The organism is Microcoleus sp. C2D2 (genome assembly GCF_036702495.1).
Taxonomy (GTDB): Bacteria; Cyanobacteriota; Cyanobacteriia; order Cyanobacteriales; family Microcoleaceae; genus Microcoleus.
In genome coordinates this window covers 1-19,325 of the sequence record NZ_JAUBTO010000148.1, presented here as the reverse complement: position 1 = coordinate 19,325, position 19,325 = coordinate 1, and the positions used below count along the sequence as shown (strand labels likewise).

The window sequence follows — 19,325 nt, the reverse complement described above, 5'->3', positions numbered from 1 at the left end:
GCCCGTCCTTTTTGGACGGGCGGGACGCCCATCCCACAATAACAATTAAAATTGTAAGTTATTTAATTCGCGATCCTTACTTCACCCGAAGTCCGCGCGAGCGAAGCTATCCCGAACGCGCCTGCCTTCGGTTGGGGTAGGGATTCGCCCTTTTCCCCTCAAATCTCCCCATTCACCTGCATCTGATGCACCTTGTCAGCCAACTCTTGCAAGCGCTTTTCGTCTAATTCGTCCATCGCCAGCATCCCGACATAGATAATTTCCTTCAGCGTTAGTCGGGTTGCTAGCGCCTTTTTCTGCACAAGTTCCTTGATAATTGGGCTGACTCCGATGGCGGTACTGGCTCTAGTCACAAAGGTAACGGGAGATTAACAACTTTGACTAAATCTTAGCACCTTTAAGCTCAGCTTTTATTTGCGCTGCAAAGTGTTTAAGCGCCTTTTGACAAGACGGAACACAAAGGTTTATAAGCTGTTGCGGCATTTAAACTGTATGTCAAAAAAAATCAAAGTCTTGTGGGGTGGGCGTCCCGCCCGCCCTGAATATACAATTTAAATGCGCGACAGCTTAGTGGAAAGGTGGAAAGACCGATCGACCTATTCCTCCAAAACCTCAACCAAATGCTCAATCATCACATCAAAAGTCCGAGCTAACTTCCGCAGGCAAGTAAAGTCAACCATTGCCATTTCAGGACGACGAGCATAGCTTCTGACAGTGCTATAAATTACCGCGGAACGATCGGATACTTCCTTAAATTTTAAAACACTTCATCCTCGATTCCCAGCCACCATTCCCCCAGATTCATTAAATCTTTGTGAATGTCGGTAAGTTCTGTCATATACTCTTCAGCAGAAATCTCCGATCGCCTTTCTTGCAATTTTTTTAGTCGCAGTTGCACCAACAGCCAAGGTTTGGAAATCCCGTCCTTTGCTTCGATATATTTGGCTAGATCTTTGCTGTCCATAGTTATTGGTTATTTGTTATTGGTTATATCGTTTCTGGTTGTATCGGAATGATTAAACCGCAGAGAACGCTCTTAACGCAGAGAAATCATATCAATTCCGGTTACACCGTTCGGGATGAGGAGTCGGGAGTCGGGAGTCGGGAGTCGTCCGTCGGGGAATGTGGAATTATTGACCTTGACTCGATCGTGCCCATGCAACCGAAAACGATATCAGAGGAAAAGAACAGAGAGTGATGAATAATTTCGATGCCAACTGGCTTAATATTATAGGACTTTTGAAACGGCTTAAAAAAGCTCTCATTTTTCCCAGTCGGTTTCAACTGAGATCTTGCACCCTTGTCAGCAACAGGCAAGATGCCTGTTCCACAAAAGATAAATTTTATTGTGGAACAGGCATCTTGCCTGTTCATAAAATAATTTTTGAGAATGGTGCAACATATGAGTTTCAACCGACTTGAGCTTTGAGCCAGGGGTTGAAACCCCTGGCGGACTTGCAAGCTAAGATGCCTCCGGCAAACATCCTTTACCTATAATCCGAAGTCTGAATATTATTCAACTTCGCAGCATATTTCATGCCGTATTCCGGGCGACAGAAGCGATCGAGCTGAGCCTCAAAGAAAGCCCGATTTGCCTTCAAATGCTTTGGATTCTGGTCATCTAAAGGATACAAAAGAGCAGTCCGCAAAGCTTGAATCACCGCCGAAGTAACGCAGTACATCGATCGCTGAAATGTCACCCCAATTTGATTTAGGATATCATCTTCGCCGCGACAGCGCTGTTTGTAGAAATCCTTCAAATACGGCGGCAGGAAATGCAGCATATCTTGTGCTAGCAAAGTCGGCGGAATCCCCGCCGTACCTACCGGGAATTTGTCTGCATACAAAACTCCGTAGTGGAAGTCTTTTTGATCCTCAGGAACTTCCTTAGCTTGAGCGTTGTAAGATTTGGTGCCTCGGAATGGCGAAGTGCGATAAAATACAGCTTCCACGTAAGGTAACGCTGCTTCGTAAAGCCAAGTGAAACCCTTAGATTTGGGGATGATTTCGTACTTCTCGCCGTCGATGTAAACGTGGTGGTAAATCGGGCGTCCGGCGATCGCAAATATGCCATTTACTAGGAAATCCATCGCCTGCGGGACTGTGGTAACTTTCCCTTCGTCGTACAAGTCGGAAACCTCAAAAAACACCGGCGCCATGACTTCCCAGAATAAACCGAGATTGCTGTAATAAGACATTTGGCGGCACTGTTCTAAAAACATTTCTGGAAATGCTTTGTGCAGTCCCAGCATGAACGGGTCTTTTTTGAAGTAAGCTTTAATTGCCCGATCGGCATTAGCCTTATATTCGTCACTGTCCAAATAAGGATCGAATTGATTGGTCGGCACGTACAAGCCCCGGTGCCAAAGCATTGCCCTCATGCACTCTTCCGCAAATTCCATGTTAATGCGATCGTGCCACAAATGGTGAAACAGCCGCGGCATTTTACCAGTTTCACCCTTCTCCATGAACTCCAAAAGTTCCGGGTGAACACTTCCAGTCCCGCGCCAAATCCGCAAATCTGCACCGTCGCCTGCATAGTGATTTTGCAAGTCTAAATACTCCTGGGGCAAGAAGTATTTAAAGAAGGGAAGCGGGTGTAAAAATACCCGTTCGGCGATGTAAAGCAAATCCCGCCAGTAGAAATCCATCGGCACTGCGTAAGCTTTCCAGATAGCGATGATTTGCATCAGATTTTCCGGCGTATCTGGAATCATCGCGCCGCCAGCTTCCAGCCTGTGAATTACTTCGGCAAATTGGTGTTTGGAAGGAGGTAGTTTAGTTGCTGGTTTATTAGGGGTTTGTACCATTGTTTCTTCCTTTGATTCAGTGAATCTAAATATTTTGAATTATTGCAAAAAGCTGCGATTCTTTAACTGGTTTTCCGGCTCTGCTTGGGAACCGAGATCCAGGCCACAGCCGGAAAATTGGAGGCACAGCCTCCGGGTCTGCGTTTCCAGGCAGAGCCTGGTAACGAGTAAATTCTCTTAGTCTGCGGAGGCGGACTTCGTTTGTGTAGACGCGATTTCAAGAGCCGAATGTTCTAGGGGATAGCTAATAGCAACTTGGGCATTTCTGTCAGCCGGCAGAGTAGCAACGATCGCATTTGTAGTAGATTCGCTCCACTTGAGCAGCCAAGCAGGTTGAATTCCCAACACAAAAATGAGACCCGCCAAAACCAGCGCCGGCATATTTTCAGCAAACGTAACTGGAGGGTAGTAAGCCGTGGCATTGTCCAACTTCCCAAAACAGGTGCGGTTGAGCAGAATCACAAAGTAAACTGCTGTTAAACCCGAAGCTAAAATGCAGAGTAAAGTTGGAATTGGAAAGATCGAGAAACTGCCTTGAAATACTAAAAATTCGGCAACAAAACCCACCAAACCAGGAATTCCGGCGCTTGCCATGCCGCCCAAAACTAACAGGGAACTGGCAGTGGGTAAACCCCGCATCGGGTTCATCAAACCGTTGAGCACGTCCAAATCCCGCGTGCCGACTTTGGTTTCGATGATGCCTACCAAATAAAACAGCAAAGCTAAAATTAAACCGTGGCTTACCATTTGCCCGACAGCGCCGATTAATGCCAGCTTCGTACCCGCAGCGCAGGCAACGAGGATGTAGCCCATATGCCCGATCGAACTATAGGCTACCATGCGCTTGATGTCTTTTTGGGCGATCGCGCTCAAAGCCCCGTACATCACGCTCACAGTCCCGATAATCGCTAAACCGGGAGCTATAATCGACCAAGTTTCGGGAAACATCTGCAACCCAAACCGCACTAAACCGTAAGTTCCCAACTTCGCCAGAATCCCTCCCAGCAAAATAGCTGTTGCTGGCGAAGCTTCGACGTAAGCATCCGGTAGCCAAGTGTGCAGCGGCACCAAGGGAATTTTAATTCCCAACCCAATTAGCAAAATTGTTAGCAGGATTAACTGCACTTTTAGAGGCAATTCGTGAGTGGTAATCGCACTGTAATCGAAATTTAAAGAACCGCTCAGCCAAGCCACACCCAAGAATGCTGCCAGCACTAAAAGTCCCGAAACTGCCGTGTAGATCAAAAACTTCATGGCAGCGTATTCCCGCTGCTTTCCGCCCCAAATCGCAATCAACAGGTAAAAAGGAATTAATTCTACTTCGTAAAACAGTACAAACAGCAGCAAATTTTGAGACATCAAAGCTCCGGCAATACCAGCATTGATTAGCAAAATCAAAGCGTAGTAAAGCTGGGGGCGCTCCATCTTTTCGCCAGTGCCGTAAATGACTAATAGCGTCAGCAAAGCACTTAAAACGAGCAGCGGCAAGGACAAGCCGTCAATGCCCAAGTTGTAGCTCAAACCTAATTGTGGAATCCAAGGCAAATATTCTTGAAATTGCAGTCCAGAATTGGCTGTATCGAATTGAGTCAACAGCCAGATATTCAAAATGAAAATAGCAGAAGCAAAAGCCGAGGCTATGGAACGCAGACGCATCCCATTGATATTTCCGGGCAGGAACCCGACTACCGCAGCGCCCAACGCGGGCAACCAGAGCAAGGCACTAAGCATAATGTGTCAAGAGTAAAGAGTAAAGAGTAAAGAATCAATTTTTCTGGTTTTTGTGTGTGATAATTTCCGTCTTGAACGCTCAGGACACAGGTTGTAAGGTGCGTCCGAGCCCCAAACCCTCGCTAATTTGTCTATAACTCGGTATGACGCACCCTACAAGTCGATCGTCCTATGCCTCGGGCTTCGATCGTGAATTTGAGAGTTTAGATGTTAACTTTTCCCAAATTATCAATCCCAAATTGCATCACGACTAAGAAACCAGACTGACTGCCCCCGTGTCTAAATCGTAGTAGCAACCCTGAATTAGCAGTTTATTCTCTTGAATTAACTGAGAGAGAACTGCAGACTTTTTCAAGTTCTCAATTTGCAGCCTAACATTCTCTTTGACGGCATTTTCTACCTTATCGCCCGGTTGGTTTTTCGACCTTTCTACAGCCGCCTTAATGGCATTGGTCAAACTGCCAATTTGACCGGGAAGTTCACCTCCTTCGATGGCTGCTTTTACCGCACCGCACCTTTCATGCCCGACTACCATAAGCACTTTTGCTCCCAGTACCAGGCAGCCAAATTCCAGGCTGCCCTTTTCTTCTGGGGTAACCACATTTCCGGCCACGCGATCGACAAAGCAATCTCCAATTCCTTGATCGAAGATAATTTCCGCAGGAAAGCGGGAATCTGCACAGCCGAGAATAGCAGCAAAGGGTTTTTGAGTTTGGGCAACTTCGGTGACGCGCGCCAAGGTTTGGTTGGGATTTTGGCGTTTGTTCTCAACAAACCGCTTGTTCCCGTCGATTAACTTTTGCAGAGCTGCCTGGGGAGTAATGTCATTTTGAGCAATTACTGGTTCGGGTGCAGCCAACTCAGCGCCTGCTCGTGCTGCGAGTATGCCTGTACCAATAGCACCTGCGACAAATTTGAGGGAATTGCGCCGGGAAATATTGAATTGTTTGTTGTTTGAGTTCATTCGTTTTGCCTTATTTGAACGACTTGGAAATCTTTGTTCAAGACTTCATATTTTTAAGATTTTAGATTAAAACTGTCACCTAAAATCTTAAATTTTAAATGTCTTTACCCGCCTACAATCTCACCTATTGCACGATTTGCAATAAACCCGTAGGGGCTGGTTTATTGCAAATTACCTTAAGAAGTGCTTCGAGGTTATTTAAATCTGCCACGGCACAGGAAGAATAGTGCATGCCCCCGTGTCTAAATCGTAGTATCCACCAACAATTTTCAGTTTACTCTGTTGGATTAACTGATAGAGAACTGGAGAGGCTTTCAACCTGTTAGCTTGCAGCCAAACATTCGCTTTGACGGCATTTTCTACCTTATCGCCCGGTTGGTTTTTCGAGCTTTCTACAGCAGGCTTAATTGCCTCGGTCAAACTGCCAATGTGACCGGGAAGAGCACCTCCTTCGATGGCTGCTTTTACCGCACCGCACCTTTCATGCCCGAGTACCAAAATCACTTTTACTCCCAGTTCCACGACGGCAAATTCCAGGCTGCCAATTTCTTCTGGGGTAGCCACATTTCCGGCCACGCGACAGACAAATATATTTCCAAATCCTTGATCGAAGACAATTTCCGCAGGAACGCGGGAATCTGCACAGCCGAGAATAGCAGCAAAGGGTGCTTGAGATGGGGCAACTTCGGTGATGCGCTTCCAGTCTTGGTCGGGATATTTTCGTTTGTTCTCAACAAACCGCTCGTTCCCCTTGATTAACAGTTGCAGAGCTCGATCGGGATTCGGGGGATTTTCAGCCATTACTGGTTCGGGTGCAGCCAACTCAGCGCCTGCTCGTGCTGCGATTATCCCTGTACCAATAGCACCTGCGACAAATTTGAGGGAATTGCGCCGGGAAAGATTGAATTGTCTGTTGTTTGAGTTCATTGATGCTGCCTTATTTGAACGAGTTGGAAATCTTTATTCAAGACTTCATGTTTTTAAGATTTTAGATTAAAACTGTCACCTAAAATCTTAAATTTCAAATATTTTTACCCGCCTACAATCAGCGACAGGCGAGCTAGCATTGGCCAGCTTATGAGCAGCCCCAAAAGTGCAACTCCGCACAGAATTGTCAAGGCGTAAAACTGAGTTTGACCGTTAACGTTGTATTTGAGGCTTTGCCCGCCGAAAACCGTTGCAAAACCGATTAAGTTCACGAATCCGTCAACAATATTGCGATCGACCCAGGAGATAACTTGAGCAACTAAACCGACTGCAAATATCACTGTCACCCGGTAAAGTTGGGCCGTGTAAAAGTCGTAGGCAAAAAAGTCTTGCAAAGCTTGAGAACCAATTCGCACCGGTTTTTCCCATTTGTCGTTCAGGTAAACAAATGCTCCTGCACCGATGCCGATCGCCGTTGACAAAACTAGCAGTCCGCTTGCGGTATAATTCAAACTTGCCACAGGCAATAAATTCCACACCGCCAGCAAGTGGGGAACGTGCAAAGTAAAGCCCATTAAAACAGTCATCGGCAAGATAAAAGGCCAGTGAACTTCCGGCGCTCGTTCGGTCATTTGCTTTGGTTTGCCGCCAAAAACTAAACCGAAGACGCGCACCAACCCAAAAGCAGTGACGGCGTTTACAAACAAAACTATTCCTAACAGCAAAGGCTGAGCTTCCGAAAGCCGGGATGTGAATTCTTCTAAAGCCCAGAAACAGCCGAAGGGCGGCAGTCCCACCAATCCAGCGCTACCGACAATAAACGATATGGCCGATATGGGCCGCTTTCCCCACAAACCGCCGAGAGACCGGACATCCTGAGTGATGCTGTTCCAAACTACCGAACCGATGCTCATCACCAGCAAACCCATTGCCAAGCTGTAGGCAAATATTAATGTCAGGGCTGTCTGGGCTTGTCCGGTGCCGACGGCGATAAATACTAAGCCCATGTAAGAGCTGACTATATAGGAAAGCGTGCGCTTGATGTCAATTTGGGCGATCGCAATTAATGAAGCACCCACCGCCGTCGCAGCACCCACAGCAATAGTTGCGGTCATGCCAATCGGCGACAAAGCAATCACTGGCTGCAACTTAATCAATATCCAAGCACCAGTTTCAACAACTACGGTGTTCCGCAAAATCGTCGCCGGCAGCGGGCCTTCCATCGCCTCATCCAGCCACAGGTGCAAGGGAAACTGAGCGCACTTACCCATCGGCCCGGCAATCAAAGCTAAGGTCAACAGCGTCGCTACAGTGGGGTCAAGCTTTGCAGTCTGGGCCCAAACAGCCAACTCGTCAAAATTCCAAGTTCCAGCCAGCGGCAGAATGGCGACTACTCCCATCAGCAGGAATAAGTCACCCACCCGCTTGGTTAAGAAAGCGTCGCGGGCGCCTGTCACCACCAAAGACTGATTGAACCACAGCCCGACTAGCAGGTAAGTACCCAAAGTCAGAACTTCCAAAATCATGTAGCTGAAGAAGAGAGAATTGCACAGTACCAAGCCGCACATCCCCGCTTCAAACAGCCCCATCAGGGAAAACAATCTAGCCCAGCCCCAGTCCATTTCCATGTAACCGAAAGCATAAATCTGCGCCAGCAAGTTCAGTCCGGTAACTAAAACTGTCGCGCCGACGGTGACAGCAGAGATTTCTAGGGGAATGGTTAAGTCTAAACCTGCTACATTCAGCCAGGGAATTAACTGGTGCCGGGCCGGTTGGTTCCAGATAGCTGTGAGGGCGATGACGCCGTGTAGGAAAGCGAACAAGGTTAATATGGCGTTCACGTAACCGGATGGTCTTGGTCCCGTGCGGCGGGTAACTGCTGGAAACCAAAGCATCGACAGAACTCCGCCGATAAGTGGATAGCAAGGTATAAACCAAACTGTCTGGAGTAAGATTTGAGCCATTGGCATTACCTGTAAAGGTTACAAAAATTTAAAATTCTGAGAATAATTCCGATCGCGCAAACGACAGCACTGAAAAGCCAGAAGGCAGAATTAGAGGCTATTTTGGCGTCAGTATTCGAGTTACTCGTTGTTTTGAGACTAGGGGGGAAGAATAGACTTATTAATTTTATATTAAGTATTGCGTTAAATTTTCATTTTTCTAATTCAGCATATTTAGCTATACCGATAAACTCTACTTATAGGTATATATAGGGGGGGATTGCGTACAAACGAATATTTGTCAATCGCAAGTGCGATCGAACAATGATTTATTGCTCTAAAATATTAAAACCGATTAAAACCGCTCAATCTGCCAAGCTGATTCGGGAAGTTTGGCTTGGCGCTGTCCCATAGACCTTGCCCTAACATTCACTAGACCGATCGGCGTATTAAACAAATCTACCAGATCGTTCGAGGCGATCCTCTTCGAGGGCTTCGCTAACGCACTTTTGGCAGCAGCCACCGGAAATTCCTTTAACAGCCACCTAGCCAGCCGGTAAAAATATTCCCCTGTTGTGAATTCTCGCATCAAATCGACACCGTAGAGTTCGTGCAAATATTTATTTGATTCGCCGTACCGATACCATTGACTTTGCAACTGTTTTATTGTAGAACGGTGCCGGTGTCGGACGATCGCATTTTCGGCAAAATACATTTTATAGGATGTTTCCCGCAAAATCCGCCAGCACAAGTCAGCATCGCCACCGCTAGTGAGGTAGGGGCGAAACAAACCTACTGTTTCTAAAACTTGCTTGCGTACAGCTAAGTTTGCTGTTTGACCGTAGGCACAAAAAGGGTGAGCGAGAGTATGTTTTTGAGATAAAGTATTTTCGCGCTCGGCGTGTTGTTCTAAAATAGTTTTACCGGGGAGGGCGAGTATTTCCCCAGCGCTAATTCCTACTTCTAAGTCAACAAATGGCTTAACTAAATTTTCCAGCCAGTCAGATTCCGGGCGACAGTCTGCATCGGTAAATGCAATGATTTCGCCTGTTGAGGCGCGAATTCCTTTATTGCGGGCGGCGTAGGAACTTTGAATCTGATTTTCCGCGAGGGGGCGAATGGTTATTCGATTGAAATTGCTTCCCCCGCTTACCAAGGGTGGGATCCAGGAGGGGTTAGAAGCTGCTGCTTGGATGATGGTTGAAGTGCGATCGCGACTGTTGTTGTCTACTAAGAGATATTCTACACTGTCGATCGGATAAGTTTGCGATCGCAGGCACTCCATCAACTCCGGCAAATCCCTCTCGCCGTTGTAAACAGGCACAACCACCGAAACTTGCGGTAAAGACACATCACTGTTCATTTTTAGCCATTCATTCTCACCTCTTGCAGAATTTGCAATAAACCCCTAGGGGCGGGTTCGCCAATAGCCTTAAGAAGTGCTTCGAGGTTATATCAATTCCGGTTACACCGTTCGGGATGGGGATTGATCCGTTGGGAGTAGTGAGTGGGGGAATGTGGAATTATTGACCTTGACTTTATCATTCCCATCCAACCGGAAACGATATTATTTAAACCCGCCCCCACCCATGGAAAAAATCTTTTTAAATTATTTCAGAATTTCTACTGCCGTTCCCTTCTGCACAAACCCATACAACTCCTCAACATCCTTGTTTTCCAGCGAAACGCAGCCCAAAGTCCAGTTCGATCGATATTTTATAATATTATCCGAATTAGCAGGAACGCCGTGAATCCCGACTTCGCTGCCTACACTGTCGCCCCACCCAATTGTACCATCTTGCTTAGCTTTTATATGTTTGCGCCAAGATTGTTTTGTTGGATAATCCAGCCACAGAAACTTTGACCAACTTTCGTGAGGGTACATATCCTTAATACTAAAAACACCTTCCGGCGTCCGCAAATCCCCTGCTTTTAATTTATCACCTGCGGGATTGCCACCAAATACTACAGGATAAGATTTTACTGGCTTTTTGCGATCGTATACAGTCAGCCTGTATTTGGATTTTTCTACTAGGATGGAAATTCTGTTTTTATCTAACTTATTTGGTTCGTCTAAAATTTGTATTAGCGGCTTGTCGTAGTTTAATAAATTATCGGGGGGGAATTGGGTATGCAAAATATTTAAATCATCAGACGGACATTTATTTAAGCAAAAAACGTCTAAAATGTAGGGAATAGGAACAGCATAACCCAGCCTAACCAGGTTCCAGTAAAAAACTGAGCTAGCAACCAGCAAGAGAAGGCTTGTAGATAAAAAAATCTTCCCCAGATTGCCCCTAATTTTTTTTATTTTCATTGCATTAACGAGGGATATCGTATCGTTTCCGGTTGCACGGGCACGATCGAGTCAAGGTCAATAATTCCACATTCCCCAACGGACGACTCCCAACGGACGACTCCCCATCCCGAACGGTGTAACCGGAATTGATATCATAGATTGTTGGGCGGTTGAAACTGATCGAGAGTCAAACGAAGTGCGCGCCACGCGAGACTAAGAAATGTGCAGCCGAAAAGCCTGTTGCTTTAGCCTGAAACGGGCAAGATGCCCGTTCCACAACTGCATTGAGTTTCTGTAGAACAGGCATCTTATTTGTTTTTGAACATTCCACAAAATATCACTTACATCGGCTGTTAAATCCTTTGCCAATCCGCTGTTAACTGTTGCTAGTCAACATCAGAATCATTAACACTAACACCGCGTTAGTTATATAAAAGATGCCAACAACCTGAGTTTCTAACCAGCCGCACAGTTCTAGATGATGGTGCAGCGGAGCCATTCTTAACAGACGCTTGCCGATTCCATCAGGGCCTTTTGTAGCTTTGTAATAACCTACTTGAGCAATTACTGACAGCGTTTCAATAAAGAAAATTCCGCTAATTATTAATAATACCCAAAGGCTATTAGTTAATAGAGCTACCGCACCCAACGCACCGCCCAAAGCTAAAGCACCTGTATCGCCCATAAACACGGTGGCTGGATTGCGGTTGTGTGCTAAGAAACCGAGACAACTGCCGCTGGTGCAGGCGCAAAATATCATTAATTCTGGCGAAGTTGAGGCTACAGATGCGCCCAATCCCAAAAGTGCGATCGCCCCCAAACCTCCCATCAAGCCGTCAACGCCGTCGGTAATATTAGTAGCATTGCTTTCAGCTACCAGCACAAAACCCGCCAGCGGCCAAAACAGAAAACCTAAAGGCAATACCCAACCGAAAGGCAAAGCAATGCTGGTAGAAATCCCTGGTTCGCGGAACAACATCAGCCACAGACAAAATAGAGCTGCAAAACCTACTTGCAAAGCCAATTTCATCCGAGGTGAAATACCTTTATTCGACTTGAGGCGCAGAATTTGCCAGTCGTCGATCCAGCCGATGAAACCGTAAGCTAAAGTTAAAGCCGATACGGCAACAACATCTGAGTTAAATCTCGACCAAAGCAAAGCAACTGCGACCCCTGCAGGCACAAAAAAAACGCCTCCCATTGTCGGCGTTCCCGCCTTTTTTAAGTGAGCTTGGGGGCCGTCTTCGCGAATTATTTGTCCTGCTTTTAGTTGCTGGAGTAAAGGCACAACTGCATAGCCCAAAACCGATGCAACTACAGCACAAACAGCTAGTGGCATAAATAGCGATGCAGGTCCATTCAAAAGTCTACCCGCTGCTACATCTAAACCGATCGCTACAATGCCAAGCCCCAAACCCAGCAGCAGGAATAAATTCCTGCCTGTAAGTTTGAAAGGCATAGTAAAAGGAATTTTTTCATCCACAAAGTTATCCATAACACTCCTCAACACACACCATTTAAGAACAAGCAATTGACAATTCGGGAATAGGGTGCGATACAGGAGATGGGGAAATATGTTAGTTTTTATTCCCTGTTTCCGGTTGATTCATTCACCCTTCTACAAGTTATTCCTCGCCTACACTCACATCCTCTTCTATTTCCTCTTCTAAATCATCGTAAGGACTGTCGTCAACTGCCATTAGTTCGGAAATTTCTTCTTCGTGCAGATAGTCGGGTTCTTGGACATCCCTTGCTAACAGGCGATTGTTAGATTCCAACCAGTCTAAAAGAGAAGATTGCTGCTTTAATGGAATTACATCCGCAGGCAAGTGGCGAGGTATTTGACGCAGAGATGGGTTGTACATGATTCTCGGTTTCTAAAGACAAAGACGCGATCGAGTAGAGGAAATGTTTGACCGACGGACTGCAGCTTCGATCGAGCACTTGCAAATCGGGCATTTAGCAAGGCTAAAGCATTATACCACAGGCCCTGTTTGGTTCCGGATCGGGATAAGATGGGATACCCAAAAGGCGATCGCCCCAAGCATGGGCCTCAGGATAACACTAAAATCCGCTCTTGCCAATCCTTTTTTAGCCGTAAGCATTGTCATCCCAGACGATCGTCTTTAAGATATCGCGGGACACCTGGCGATCCTGTTGTGCAAGCCTCGCCCTTTGCGCCAGCGGTTGATTCAGAACAGTCTCGCGGTTTTTCACCAAAGCCTAATCCCGAATGCCCTCTGGCTTCTTCAGTCAACTCTCAAGCAATAAATCTCAGAATGGATACAACGGCGGCAGTATTATACAACAAAGAGGGTTACGACACCCGAGGGCAAAAACTTCTGGGGCGTCATTCAGCCGGAGAGGGGTTTCTCAAAAGCTTAGTCCAACACGGAACCGCGGACTCTCTCTACTGTTACGCCGACAGCCAAACAACCTTTAAGGAATTTTGTTCGCACATCCAACCTTGGCTGCAACAACCTCGGAAAGTCCGCTGGATTCCGACAGAACGACCGGATTTGCTATCTCAACCGGGCACAATTTACCGACCCGATCCGATTCTGTCGCAGATAGTTTGGGCGCGCAGATTTGTCGATCAGCGGGCCTATAGCGTTTGCGGGGTTACTCACACCCTCGGTACCAAATATGTCATGGAGGCGATCGGCGATTTGATAACCGCACCCATGCAGGCTTGGGACGCCCTGATCTGCACCTCTGCCGCCGCGAAAACAGCAGTAGAAGGAGCTCTGAGGGAGTGGTCAGAGTATTTAGCGCAGCGCAACGGGGGTAAACCGGAAATTTTAGTCAAATTGCCGGTTATTCCCCTAGGAGTGGATTGCAGCGCGTTTCCGCAGGGTATGGAAGCAGTTAAGAGTCGTCGCCAACTGCGACAAGAACTCGGCATTTCTGCCGACGATATTGTTGTGTTATTTGTCGGTCGATTGACTTTTTCTGCAAAAGCTCATCCGGTGCCGATGTACATCGCCCTAGAGGGCGCCGCACAACAGACAAAAGCCAAAATCCACTTAATTCAAGCCGGTTGGATCGAAGATCCGAGAGAAGAACCCGACTTTAAAAATAGCGCGCAAATCTTTTGTCCCTCCGTGAATGCTATTTTTTTAGATGGGAGAAAGCCCGAAATTAGAATAAATATTTGGTCGGCAGCCGATATTTTCATTTCGCTTTCCGACAACATTCAAGAAACCTTTGGGCTGACGCCAATTGAAGCAATGGCCAACGGACTGCCCGCCATAGTCTCCGACTGGAACGGATACAAAGAATCAGTACGCCACGAAATAGACGGCTTCCGCATTCCCACACTCATCCCGCCCGCGGAATCTTGTTTAGATTTAGCGCTAAATTATCTCGACGGCAGCTTAAATTGGCCGACTTACATGGGTCACACTTCCCTCGCCACAGCAGTTGACATTGATGCCTGCACCCGGGCGTTGTGCCAATTAATGGAAAACCCCGAATTGAGAAAGCGGATGGGGGAAAATGCTAGAGAAAGGGCAAGGGAAATTTATGATTGGAAAGTAGTAATTGCAGCTTACGAACAATTGTGGCGGGAATTAGCAGAAATTCGCGTTGGGGCACCGGAGTCTGCACCTGTAAAAGCCGGGAAGCCGCCTTATCCGCTGGGCGACGATCCGTTTCGGGTATTGGGCCATTATGCGACTAGAACTTTAAGCAATGAGATGATGCTGAGTCTGGGTGCGATCGTCACACCAGAACTTCTGAGAGAGTTGCAAACAATGTGGTTTACCAGCTTCGGTCAGGACAGAAGAATCTCTGTTAACATTCAGATGGAGATATTGGAAGCGATCGAGCAAAAGGGTGCTGTCAGCGTCGGAGAAGTTCTCAGGCGTTATACCAAAAACGAGCAAGAATTAGCATCCCTGTATCGGACTCTGCTCTATCTGGTGAAATTTGGTATCTTAGTGATTAGTTGTTAATACTCTGCGGACTCGGCGATTAAAATCGCTACGACACAAAATTTCGTCCCTCTCGCTTGAGAATGAAGAAAAAAGCGGTCTGACTTTTGCCTCACCTTCGATAATTAATCCGTGTATTCGTGTCAAACAAAATCCGTGTCGTGCTTTCCTTCTTAAAAAATCATGCTTAGAAAATCTGCACTATTAGAGATAATTGCTGGTAAGAATCGCGGTTTGCTGGCGACTCCCAGCGACAAACAAGCGATTTTAAGTGCGATCGCCCAATTGGAAGATTACAACCCCACACCGCGCCCTGTCGAAGCCGCAGAGCTTTTAAATGGTGATTGGCGGTTATTGTACACCACCAGCCGCGCACTGCTGAATCTTGACGGTTTTCCCTTGGTAAAATTGGGTCAAATTTATCAATCTATCCGCGTCAAAGAATCTAAAGTTTACAACATAGCCGAACTTTACGGCTTGCCTTATTTGGAAGGAATTGTCAGCGTGGCGGCCACATTTGAGGCGACTTCCGAACGGCGGGTGCAGGTGAAGTTTGAGCGGTCAATTTTGGGTTTAAGCAGGTTGATTGGCTATGAATCTCCAGCCAAGTATATCAATGAGATTGAGTCGGGTAAAAAGTTCGCTGCTGTAGATTTCAGCTTCGATAGTCGCGAACAGCAGGGATGGCTCGATATTACTTATTTAGATAAGGATTTGCGGCTGGGGCGCGGGAATGAAGGAAGTGTTTTTGTATTGACAAAAGAGTGATTGTGGGATGTTGATGTGCAGGGCGATCGCCACTTAACTCATTCTCAATTTATCTTTCTTTCATCCGCGTTTATCCGCGTTCATCTGCGGTTAAAAATCAAAAATATATTACTTTTGCAAACAATTCAAGACTTCATCAGTATTGTTACTCCGTCGGTTTTTCCTGTTCTTTTTTTTCCATCGGCATTGACTTTCGGACAGCTAGCACTAACTCCGCTTCGGTACATCGATACAAGTCCCGCATTCGGAATACTTGCCAAACTTCCATTTTTGGCAATGTTCGACCCTTTTCCCAGTTGCGAATAGAAGATTCCGCACATTCTAGTATATGTGCTACGTCTATAATTTTTAGCCCCGCACGTTCTCTTAAGGCTCTCAGATCCATAGCTGACAGAACCTTTTGATGGACAAAACGTTAAGTTTTACCGTGAATAGTTGACGGATATGACCTATTTGGTGTTTAATCATAGTAGTAGAGGCGTTAGTCGATTTCCGCCAAGAGACTTACTAACGCCCTTTCCTGTAGTCCATAGAGGATACTAAACCATCATGCCACAAAACGGTTATCAACAGGGATTCTCCGCGAATCCTCGGGCGATCGCGTACCAAAAACGTCTTTACCCCTGGGCGATCGCCAAACTCATGCCCAGTATGCAGCGGGCGATTGTAGGGCGATTTCGGAGTCGATCGGATGCTGACGGGCACTTGCTGTGTCTGCGTCAACTCATGCCTCAAACAACGCTTGTCGTAGTCTTCGACTTGCAACCAGACTTAGAAGTACCAATTGCGGCGCCCACAGCAATTCGATAAGCACAAGGATCCGATCCCCCCAACCCCCCTTCTCAAGGGGGGCTATAAAAATTGACGAATTCAACCCCCCTTAAAAAAGGGGGGCTATAAAAATTGACAAATTACTAACTACGAATTACCGCAGCAGATAAATATCAACCTAAGTTAGGATAATTTTATCCTCAATTTGCTTTTAAATCATGACTTCTACAACTGCAAAATTCATCGTGTCTCAAGTGGGCGAAATTCCCCAATGGCAAGCCGCGACATGGGAAGATTATTTAGCAGCCTGCGAAGATCCATCTTTGGAGGAAGCCAGAATATTTTTTTATGAAGGATATCTTTGGATAGACATGGGTAATGAAGGACCTCAGCACGCCAGATTTAACAACCTCTTGACGCTGGTATTTTACGCCTGGTTTGTCAGCAAAGGAGGACCAGCTTTCGATGATTTGGGTGGATGTGTAATTGAGAAGCCAAAGGTGGGAGGAGGGGCGCCAGATAGAATTTTATATATTGGCGGAGAATTCATCCAGTGGCAAAAAGGGGAACCGCGGCGAATTAATCTGAATCAATCGAGAATTCCCGATTTAGTGGTAGAAACTTCCGATACTACTTTGGCGAGAGATTTAGATGACAAGAAGCGGTTTTATGCTGCGTTGGGAATTCCTGAGTATTGGGTAGTAGATATTAAGGCCGAAAGAGTTTTGGCATTTCGCTTGCAGGAAAACGGGAAATATCAGGAATGCGAAATTTCCGGTGCTCTTGAGGGATTGCCAATTGCTTTACTATCGGAGACTTTGAAACTTTTGGGTGAGGGAAATGGGACGGCGGCGATGTGGTTTGCTCAACAAATTGGGAAGTTGTAGAGAGGTTGGCGAAAAGTGCGAGCGCTCTTAATTTTTCTCAATTATTTACGCAATTATCCCTGAAAGAGAACCATCAGGCATAAACAGTTACACATTTTTAGAAGAAATCTATATAATCAAGTTAAGTGACTTAAGAAAATGTATGACAACAACTGTAGTAGACATAGGGACTTTAATTATCCGCGATCCCAACCTTCGAGGCGGCCGTCCGATTATTGCTGAAACTGGTACTTCTGTCCGCCGCATCGCCGTTTTGTACAAGCAGGGTAACAGTGCCGAAGAAATTGCTAGGCTGATGACTCACTTATCGATCGCACAAGTTTATGCAGCTTTAACGTATTATCATGCTAATCGAGAAGAGATTGATACAGATTTAGCTGAGGAACAAGAAGCTTACGAGCAGTTAGCAGAGTTACACTACAAAAACCTCAAGACAAATCCATGAGCATTTGCACATGGGAAAAAAAAGTGCGAACGCGCTTAATCCTTCTCAATTTTTGACGCAATTTTAGCCTAAATAATAACATCTAATAAAAATATATCTGTCCTATTAATCTGCCATGACTGCACAACCTGTTTCGCGTTATGTTGCACGTCACCCTGAAATCTTGCAAGGCGAACCAATTATCGCAGGAACGAGGACTTCCGTTCGGGCGAGCGTGGAATTGTGGCGTTTGGGTATTACTCTTGAAGAAATCCCGATGCACTTACCTCACCTGAAATTAGCTCAATTTTTTGACGCGCTGAGTTTTGATTTGGATAACCAGGAAGAAATAAATACTTATATTGAGCGCAATCGAATTCCTGAAGAATTGATTCATCCTGCTGTTAAAGCTGCAATGATAAAACAACTAAAAGTATTATAATTGTTCGTTACTATTGACTATAACGAAGATTGTGGCTACAATGGTGGCGGATTTTTTAGAAATTCAGTATAATACTCCTTAATTCTCTATTCACAGCTATCAAATTCAAGGAGACATAGATATGGCTGGTGATCGCAAGATTTATATGGGTTCGGGTAACTATAACGAATCAATCCAAGGCAATTATATAGAAGGCAATTTCATAAATACGGGTCAGGACTTATCTCAAGTAACGGCTCAAATTCAACAGTTGTTAATTCAACTTCAAAAACAAGGATACACTCCACAGGATGCTCAGAATAAAGTCGCTAGTGACTTAGTGTCTCAGGCTAATAAGGATTCTCAAGCCAAAAGCAGGTTAGTCAAGTGGACACAGTATGTACTTGATGGTGCTGCTAATGGTCTGATTGGTGAAGCAGTGGTAGGGGTAGTCAAGCTAACGCTAGGATTATTAGGTATTCCTCTTTGAAGTACAGATAAGCTGTCGCGCATTTAATCTGGACAGCCCTGCTTATTCAAACTCTTGTAGGGTGGGCATCCTGGCCGCCCTACAAGTTAAATCTCAATCCCGAACAGCTTATTTCGCTAAATTAATGATAGGTAAAATAAGACCAATATTTAAGAAATTCAGTATTTTAATATCTAAGCTGCCAGGAAGTAAAAAGCAACGATATTACTTCTTTAGCGTATTAGTTGGACTAATAAGTTTTGTGATTGTTGGCACGGGCGTTCTGACTCTAACTAGGTTGATAGTTAGCGTGGTAATATTCGGAGCTTCTAAATTGTTATGGAATTTAGGTTTTAATACTCCACAAGAATCAAGAACTAACTTAGAAGACAATAGCAAAACTGGCGATCGCAATATTAATATAGACCGTGGTAATTATAACGAATCTATTCATGGCAACTATATTCAGGGAGACTATATAGAAATACAAGGTTGTTACATTAACACTAATCAAGAATTATCTGATGTCGTCGCAGAGTTTCGCGAGGTTGTAGATCGACTTAAAAATCAGGGATATAGTGCGGATAAAGCTGAGTATCAAGTAGCCCAAGATTTAGAAGAAAAAGCCCGCAGTAACCCGAAAGTCAAAAAAAGAGTGGTTAATTGGGCAAAGTCTTTAAATAATACGTCTACTCGAATAAATAATGAAGTTGATGCAGCTAGAGAAGTTATTAAATATGCTGCTGCTTCTCAATATACTTCGTCTGCTAAATCTATTTCAGTGGTCGGGGGAAAGTATTCCAATACGGTTTACTTAAGGCTTGGGAGGCTTTAAGATTTTAAAAATAGGAGGATTAGTTTTTATTCCAGTACCTCTGTGTTTGACTTTTTTGGATTTAAACTTTGAAACAGGTTTTTTGACAACTCTTGGGTTGTTTCTCTGAACTCTTGGTGGCAAAGTTGCATCAAGGATCTC

General features: G+C 45.5%; 20 protein-coding genes and 1 pseudogene. 8 read left to right on the top strand and 13 right to left on the bottom strand.

Annotated elements, in window-relative coordinates; translation table 11 throughout:
• Window positions 1–158 precede the first annotated feature (158 nt).
• The 12 genes and pseudogenes from QUB61_RS31625 to QUB61_RS31570 form a co-directional block, all read right to left on the bottom strand.
• Window positions 159–353 (bottom strand): hypothetical protein, encoded by a 195-nt coding sequence (locus tag QUB61_RS31625; RefSeq protein WP_333133975.1) that lies wholly within the window; start codon window positions 351–353, stop codon window positions 159–161.
• A gap of 243 nt (window positions 354–596) precedes the next feature.
• Window positions 597–755: pseudogene (locus tag QUB61_RS31620) on the bottom strand (helix-turn-helix domain-containing protein); the annotation flags it as partial.
• A 2-nt stretch (window positions 756–757) separates the two neighbouring features.
• On the bottom strand, window positions 758–964 hold the full coding sequence (locus QUB61_RS31615; RefSeq protein WP_190739154.1) for a hypothetical protein: 207 nt from the start codon (window positions 962–964) through the stop codon (window positions 758–760).
• A 523-nt stretch (window positions 965–1,487) separates the two neighbouring features.
• Window positions 1,488–2,810, bottom strand: a complete 1,323-nt coding sequence (locus QUB61_RS31610; RefSeq protein WP_333133976.1) for a CO2 hydration protein — start codon at window positions 2,808–2,810, stop codon at window positions 1,488–1,490.
• Window positions 2,811–2,987: 177 nt separating this feature from the next.
• Complete coding sequence (locus tag QUB61_RS31605; protein WP_333133977.1) at window positions 2,988–4,541, bottom strand: NADH-quinone oxidoreductase subunit M; 1,554 nt, start codon at window positions 4,539–4,541, stop codon at window positions 2,988–2,990.
• A gap of 250 nt (window positions 4,542–4,791) precedes the next feature.
• Window positions 4,792–5,505, bottom strand: a complete 714-nt coding sequence (locus QUB61_RS31600) for a carbonic anhydrase (protein WP_333133978.1) — start codon at window positions 5,503–5,505, stop codon at window positions 4,792–4,794.
• Window positions 5,506–5,703: 198 nt separating this feature from the next.
• Complete coding sequence (locus QUB61_RS31595; protein ID WP_333133979.1) at window positions 5,704–6,432, bottom strand: carbonic anhydrase; 729 nt, start codon at window positions 6,430–6,432, stop codon at window positions 5,704–5,706.
• A 104-nt stretch (window positions 6,433–6,536) separates the two neighbouring features.
• Window positions 6,537–8,396, bottom strand: coding sequence for an NAD(P)H-quinone oxidoreductase subunit F (locus tag QUB61_RS31590; RefSeq protein WP_333133980.1), 1,860 nt, complete (start codon window positions 8,394–8,396; stop codon window positions 6,537–6,539).
• A 334-nt stretch (window positions 8,397–8,730) separates the two neighbouring features.
• The gene (locus tag QUB61_RS31585) at window positions 8,731–9,738 is read right to left on the bottom strand and encodes a glycosyltransferase (protein WP_333133981.1); all 1,008 of its coding nucleotides are present in this window, start codon (window positions 9,736–9,738) and stop codon (window positions 8,731–8,733) included.
• 246 nt (window positions 9,739–9,984) lie between these two features.
• The gene (locus QUB61_RS31580) at window positions 9,985–10,692 is read right to left on the bottom strand and encodes a L,D-transpeptidase (protein ID WP_333133982.1); all 708 of its coding nucleotides are present in this window, start codon (window positions 10,690–10,692) and stop codon (window positions 9,985–9,987) included.
• A gap of 358 nt (window positions 10,693–11,050) precedes the next feature.
• Window positions 11,051–12,169, bottom strand: coding sequence for a phospho-N-acetylmuramoyl-pentapeptide-transferase (gene mraY, locus QUB61_RS31575; RefSeq protein WP_333133983.1), 1,119 nt, complete (start codon window positions 12,167–12,169; stop codon window positions 11,051–11,053).
• 130 nt (window positions 12,170–12,299) lie between these two features.
• Window positions 12,300–12,539: a DUF3134 domain-containing protein gene (locus QUB61_RS31570; protein ID WP_190744105.1), complete on the bottom strand. Its 240-nt coding sequence runs from the start codon at window positions 12,537–12,539 to the stop codon at window positions 12,300–12,302.
• A 150-nt stretch (window positions 12,540–12,689) separates the two neighbouring features.
• Between QUB61_RS31570 and QUB61_RS31565 the strand changes: the two genes are divergently transcribed.
• Entirely contained in the window at window positions 12,690–14,630 is a 1,941-nt protein-coding gene (locus QUB61_RS31565) for a glycosyltransferase family 4 protein (protein ID WP_333133984.1), read from the top strand.
• Window positions 14,631–14,792: 162 nt separating this feature from the next.
• Window positions 14,793–15,377 (top strand): PAP/fibrillin family protein, encoded by a 585-nt coding sequence (locus tag QUB61_RS31560; protein WP_333133985.1) that lies wholly within the window; start codon window positions 14,793–14,795, stop codon window positions 15,375–15,377.
• Between the two features lie 145 nt (window positions 15,378–15,522).
• Here the strand turns inward: QUB61_RS31560 and QUB61_RS31555 are convergent, their stop codons facing one another.
• Complete coding sequence (locus tag QUB61_RS31555) at window positions 15,523–15,762, bottom strand: helix-turn-helix transcriptional regulator (RefSeq protein ID WP_332959530.1); 240 nt, start codon at window positions 15,760–15,762, stop codon at window positions 15,523–15,525.
• Window positions 15,763–15,926: 164 nt separating this feature from the next.
• Between QUB61_RS31555 and QUB61_RS31550 the strand changes: the two genes are divergently transcribed.
• The 6 genes from QUB61_RS31550 (at window position 15,927) to QUB61_RS31525 (ending at window position 19,184) form a co-directional block, all read left to right on the top strand.
• Window positions 15,927–16,187, top strand: coding sequence for a hypothetical protein (locus QUB61_RS31550; RefSeq protein WP_333133987.1), 261 nt, complete (start codon window positions 15,927–15,929; stop codon window positions 16,185–16,187).
• Between the two features lie 179 nt (window positions 16,188–16,366).
• Window positions 16,367–17,035, top strand: coding sequence for a Uma2 family endonuclease (locus tag QUB61_RS31545; protein ID WP_333133989.1), 669 nt, complete (start codon window positions 16,367–16,369; stop codon window positions 17,033–17,035).
• A gap of 142 nt (window positions 17,036–17,177) precedes the next feature.
• On the top strand, window positions 17,178–17,480 hold the full coding sequence (locus tag QUB61_RS31540) for a DUF433 domain-containing protein (RefSeq protein WP_333133991.1): 303 nt from the start codon (window positions 17,178–17,180) through the stop codon (window positions 17,478–17,480).
• A 115-nt stretch (window positions 17,481–17,595) separates the two neighbouring features.
• Window positions 17,596–17,901: a DUF433 domain-containing protein gene (locus QUB61_RS31535; RefSeq protein ID WP_333133993.1), complete on the top strand. Its 306-nt coding sequence runs from the start codon at window positions 17,596–17,598 to the stop codon at window positions 17,899–17,901.
• A gap of 121 nt (window positions 17,902–18,022) precedes the next feature.
• Window positions 18,023–18,370, top strand: coding sequence for a hypothetical protein (locus tag QUB61_RS31530; RefSeq protein WP_333133995.1), 348 nt, complete (start codon window positions 18,023–18,025; stop codon window positions 18,368–18,370).
• A gap of 61 nt (window positions 18,371–18,431) precedes the next feature.
• On the top strand, window positions 18,432–19,184 hold the full coding sequence (locus QUB61_RS31525; protein WP_333133997.1) for a hypothetical protein: 753 nt from the start codon (window positions 18,432–18,434) through the stop codon (window positions 19,182–19,184).
• The last annotated feature ends 141 nt before the right edge of the window (window positions 19,185–19,325 follow it).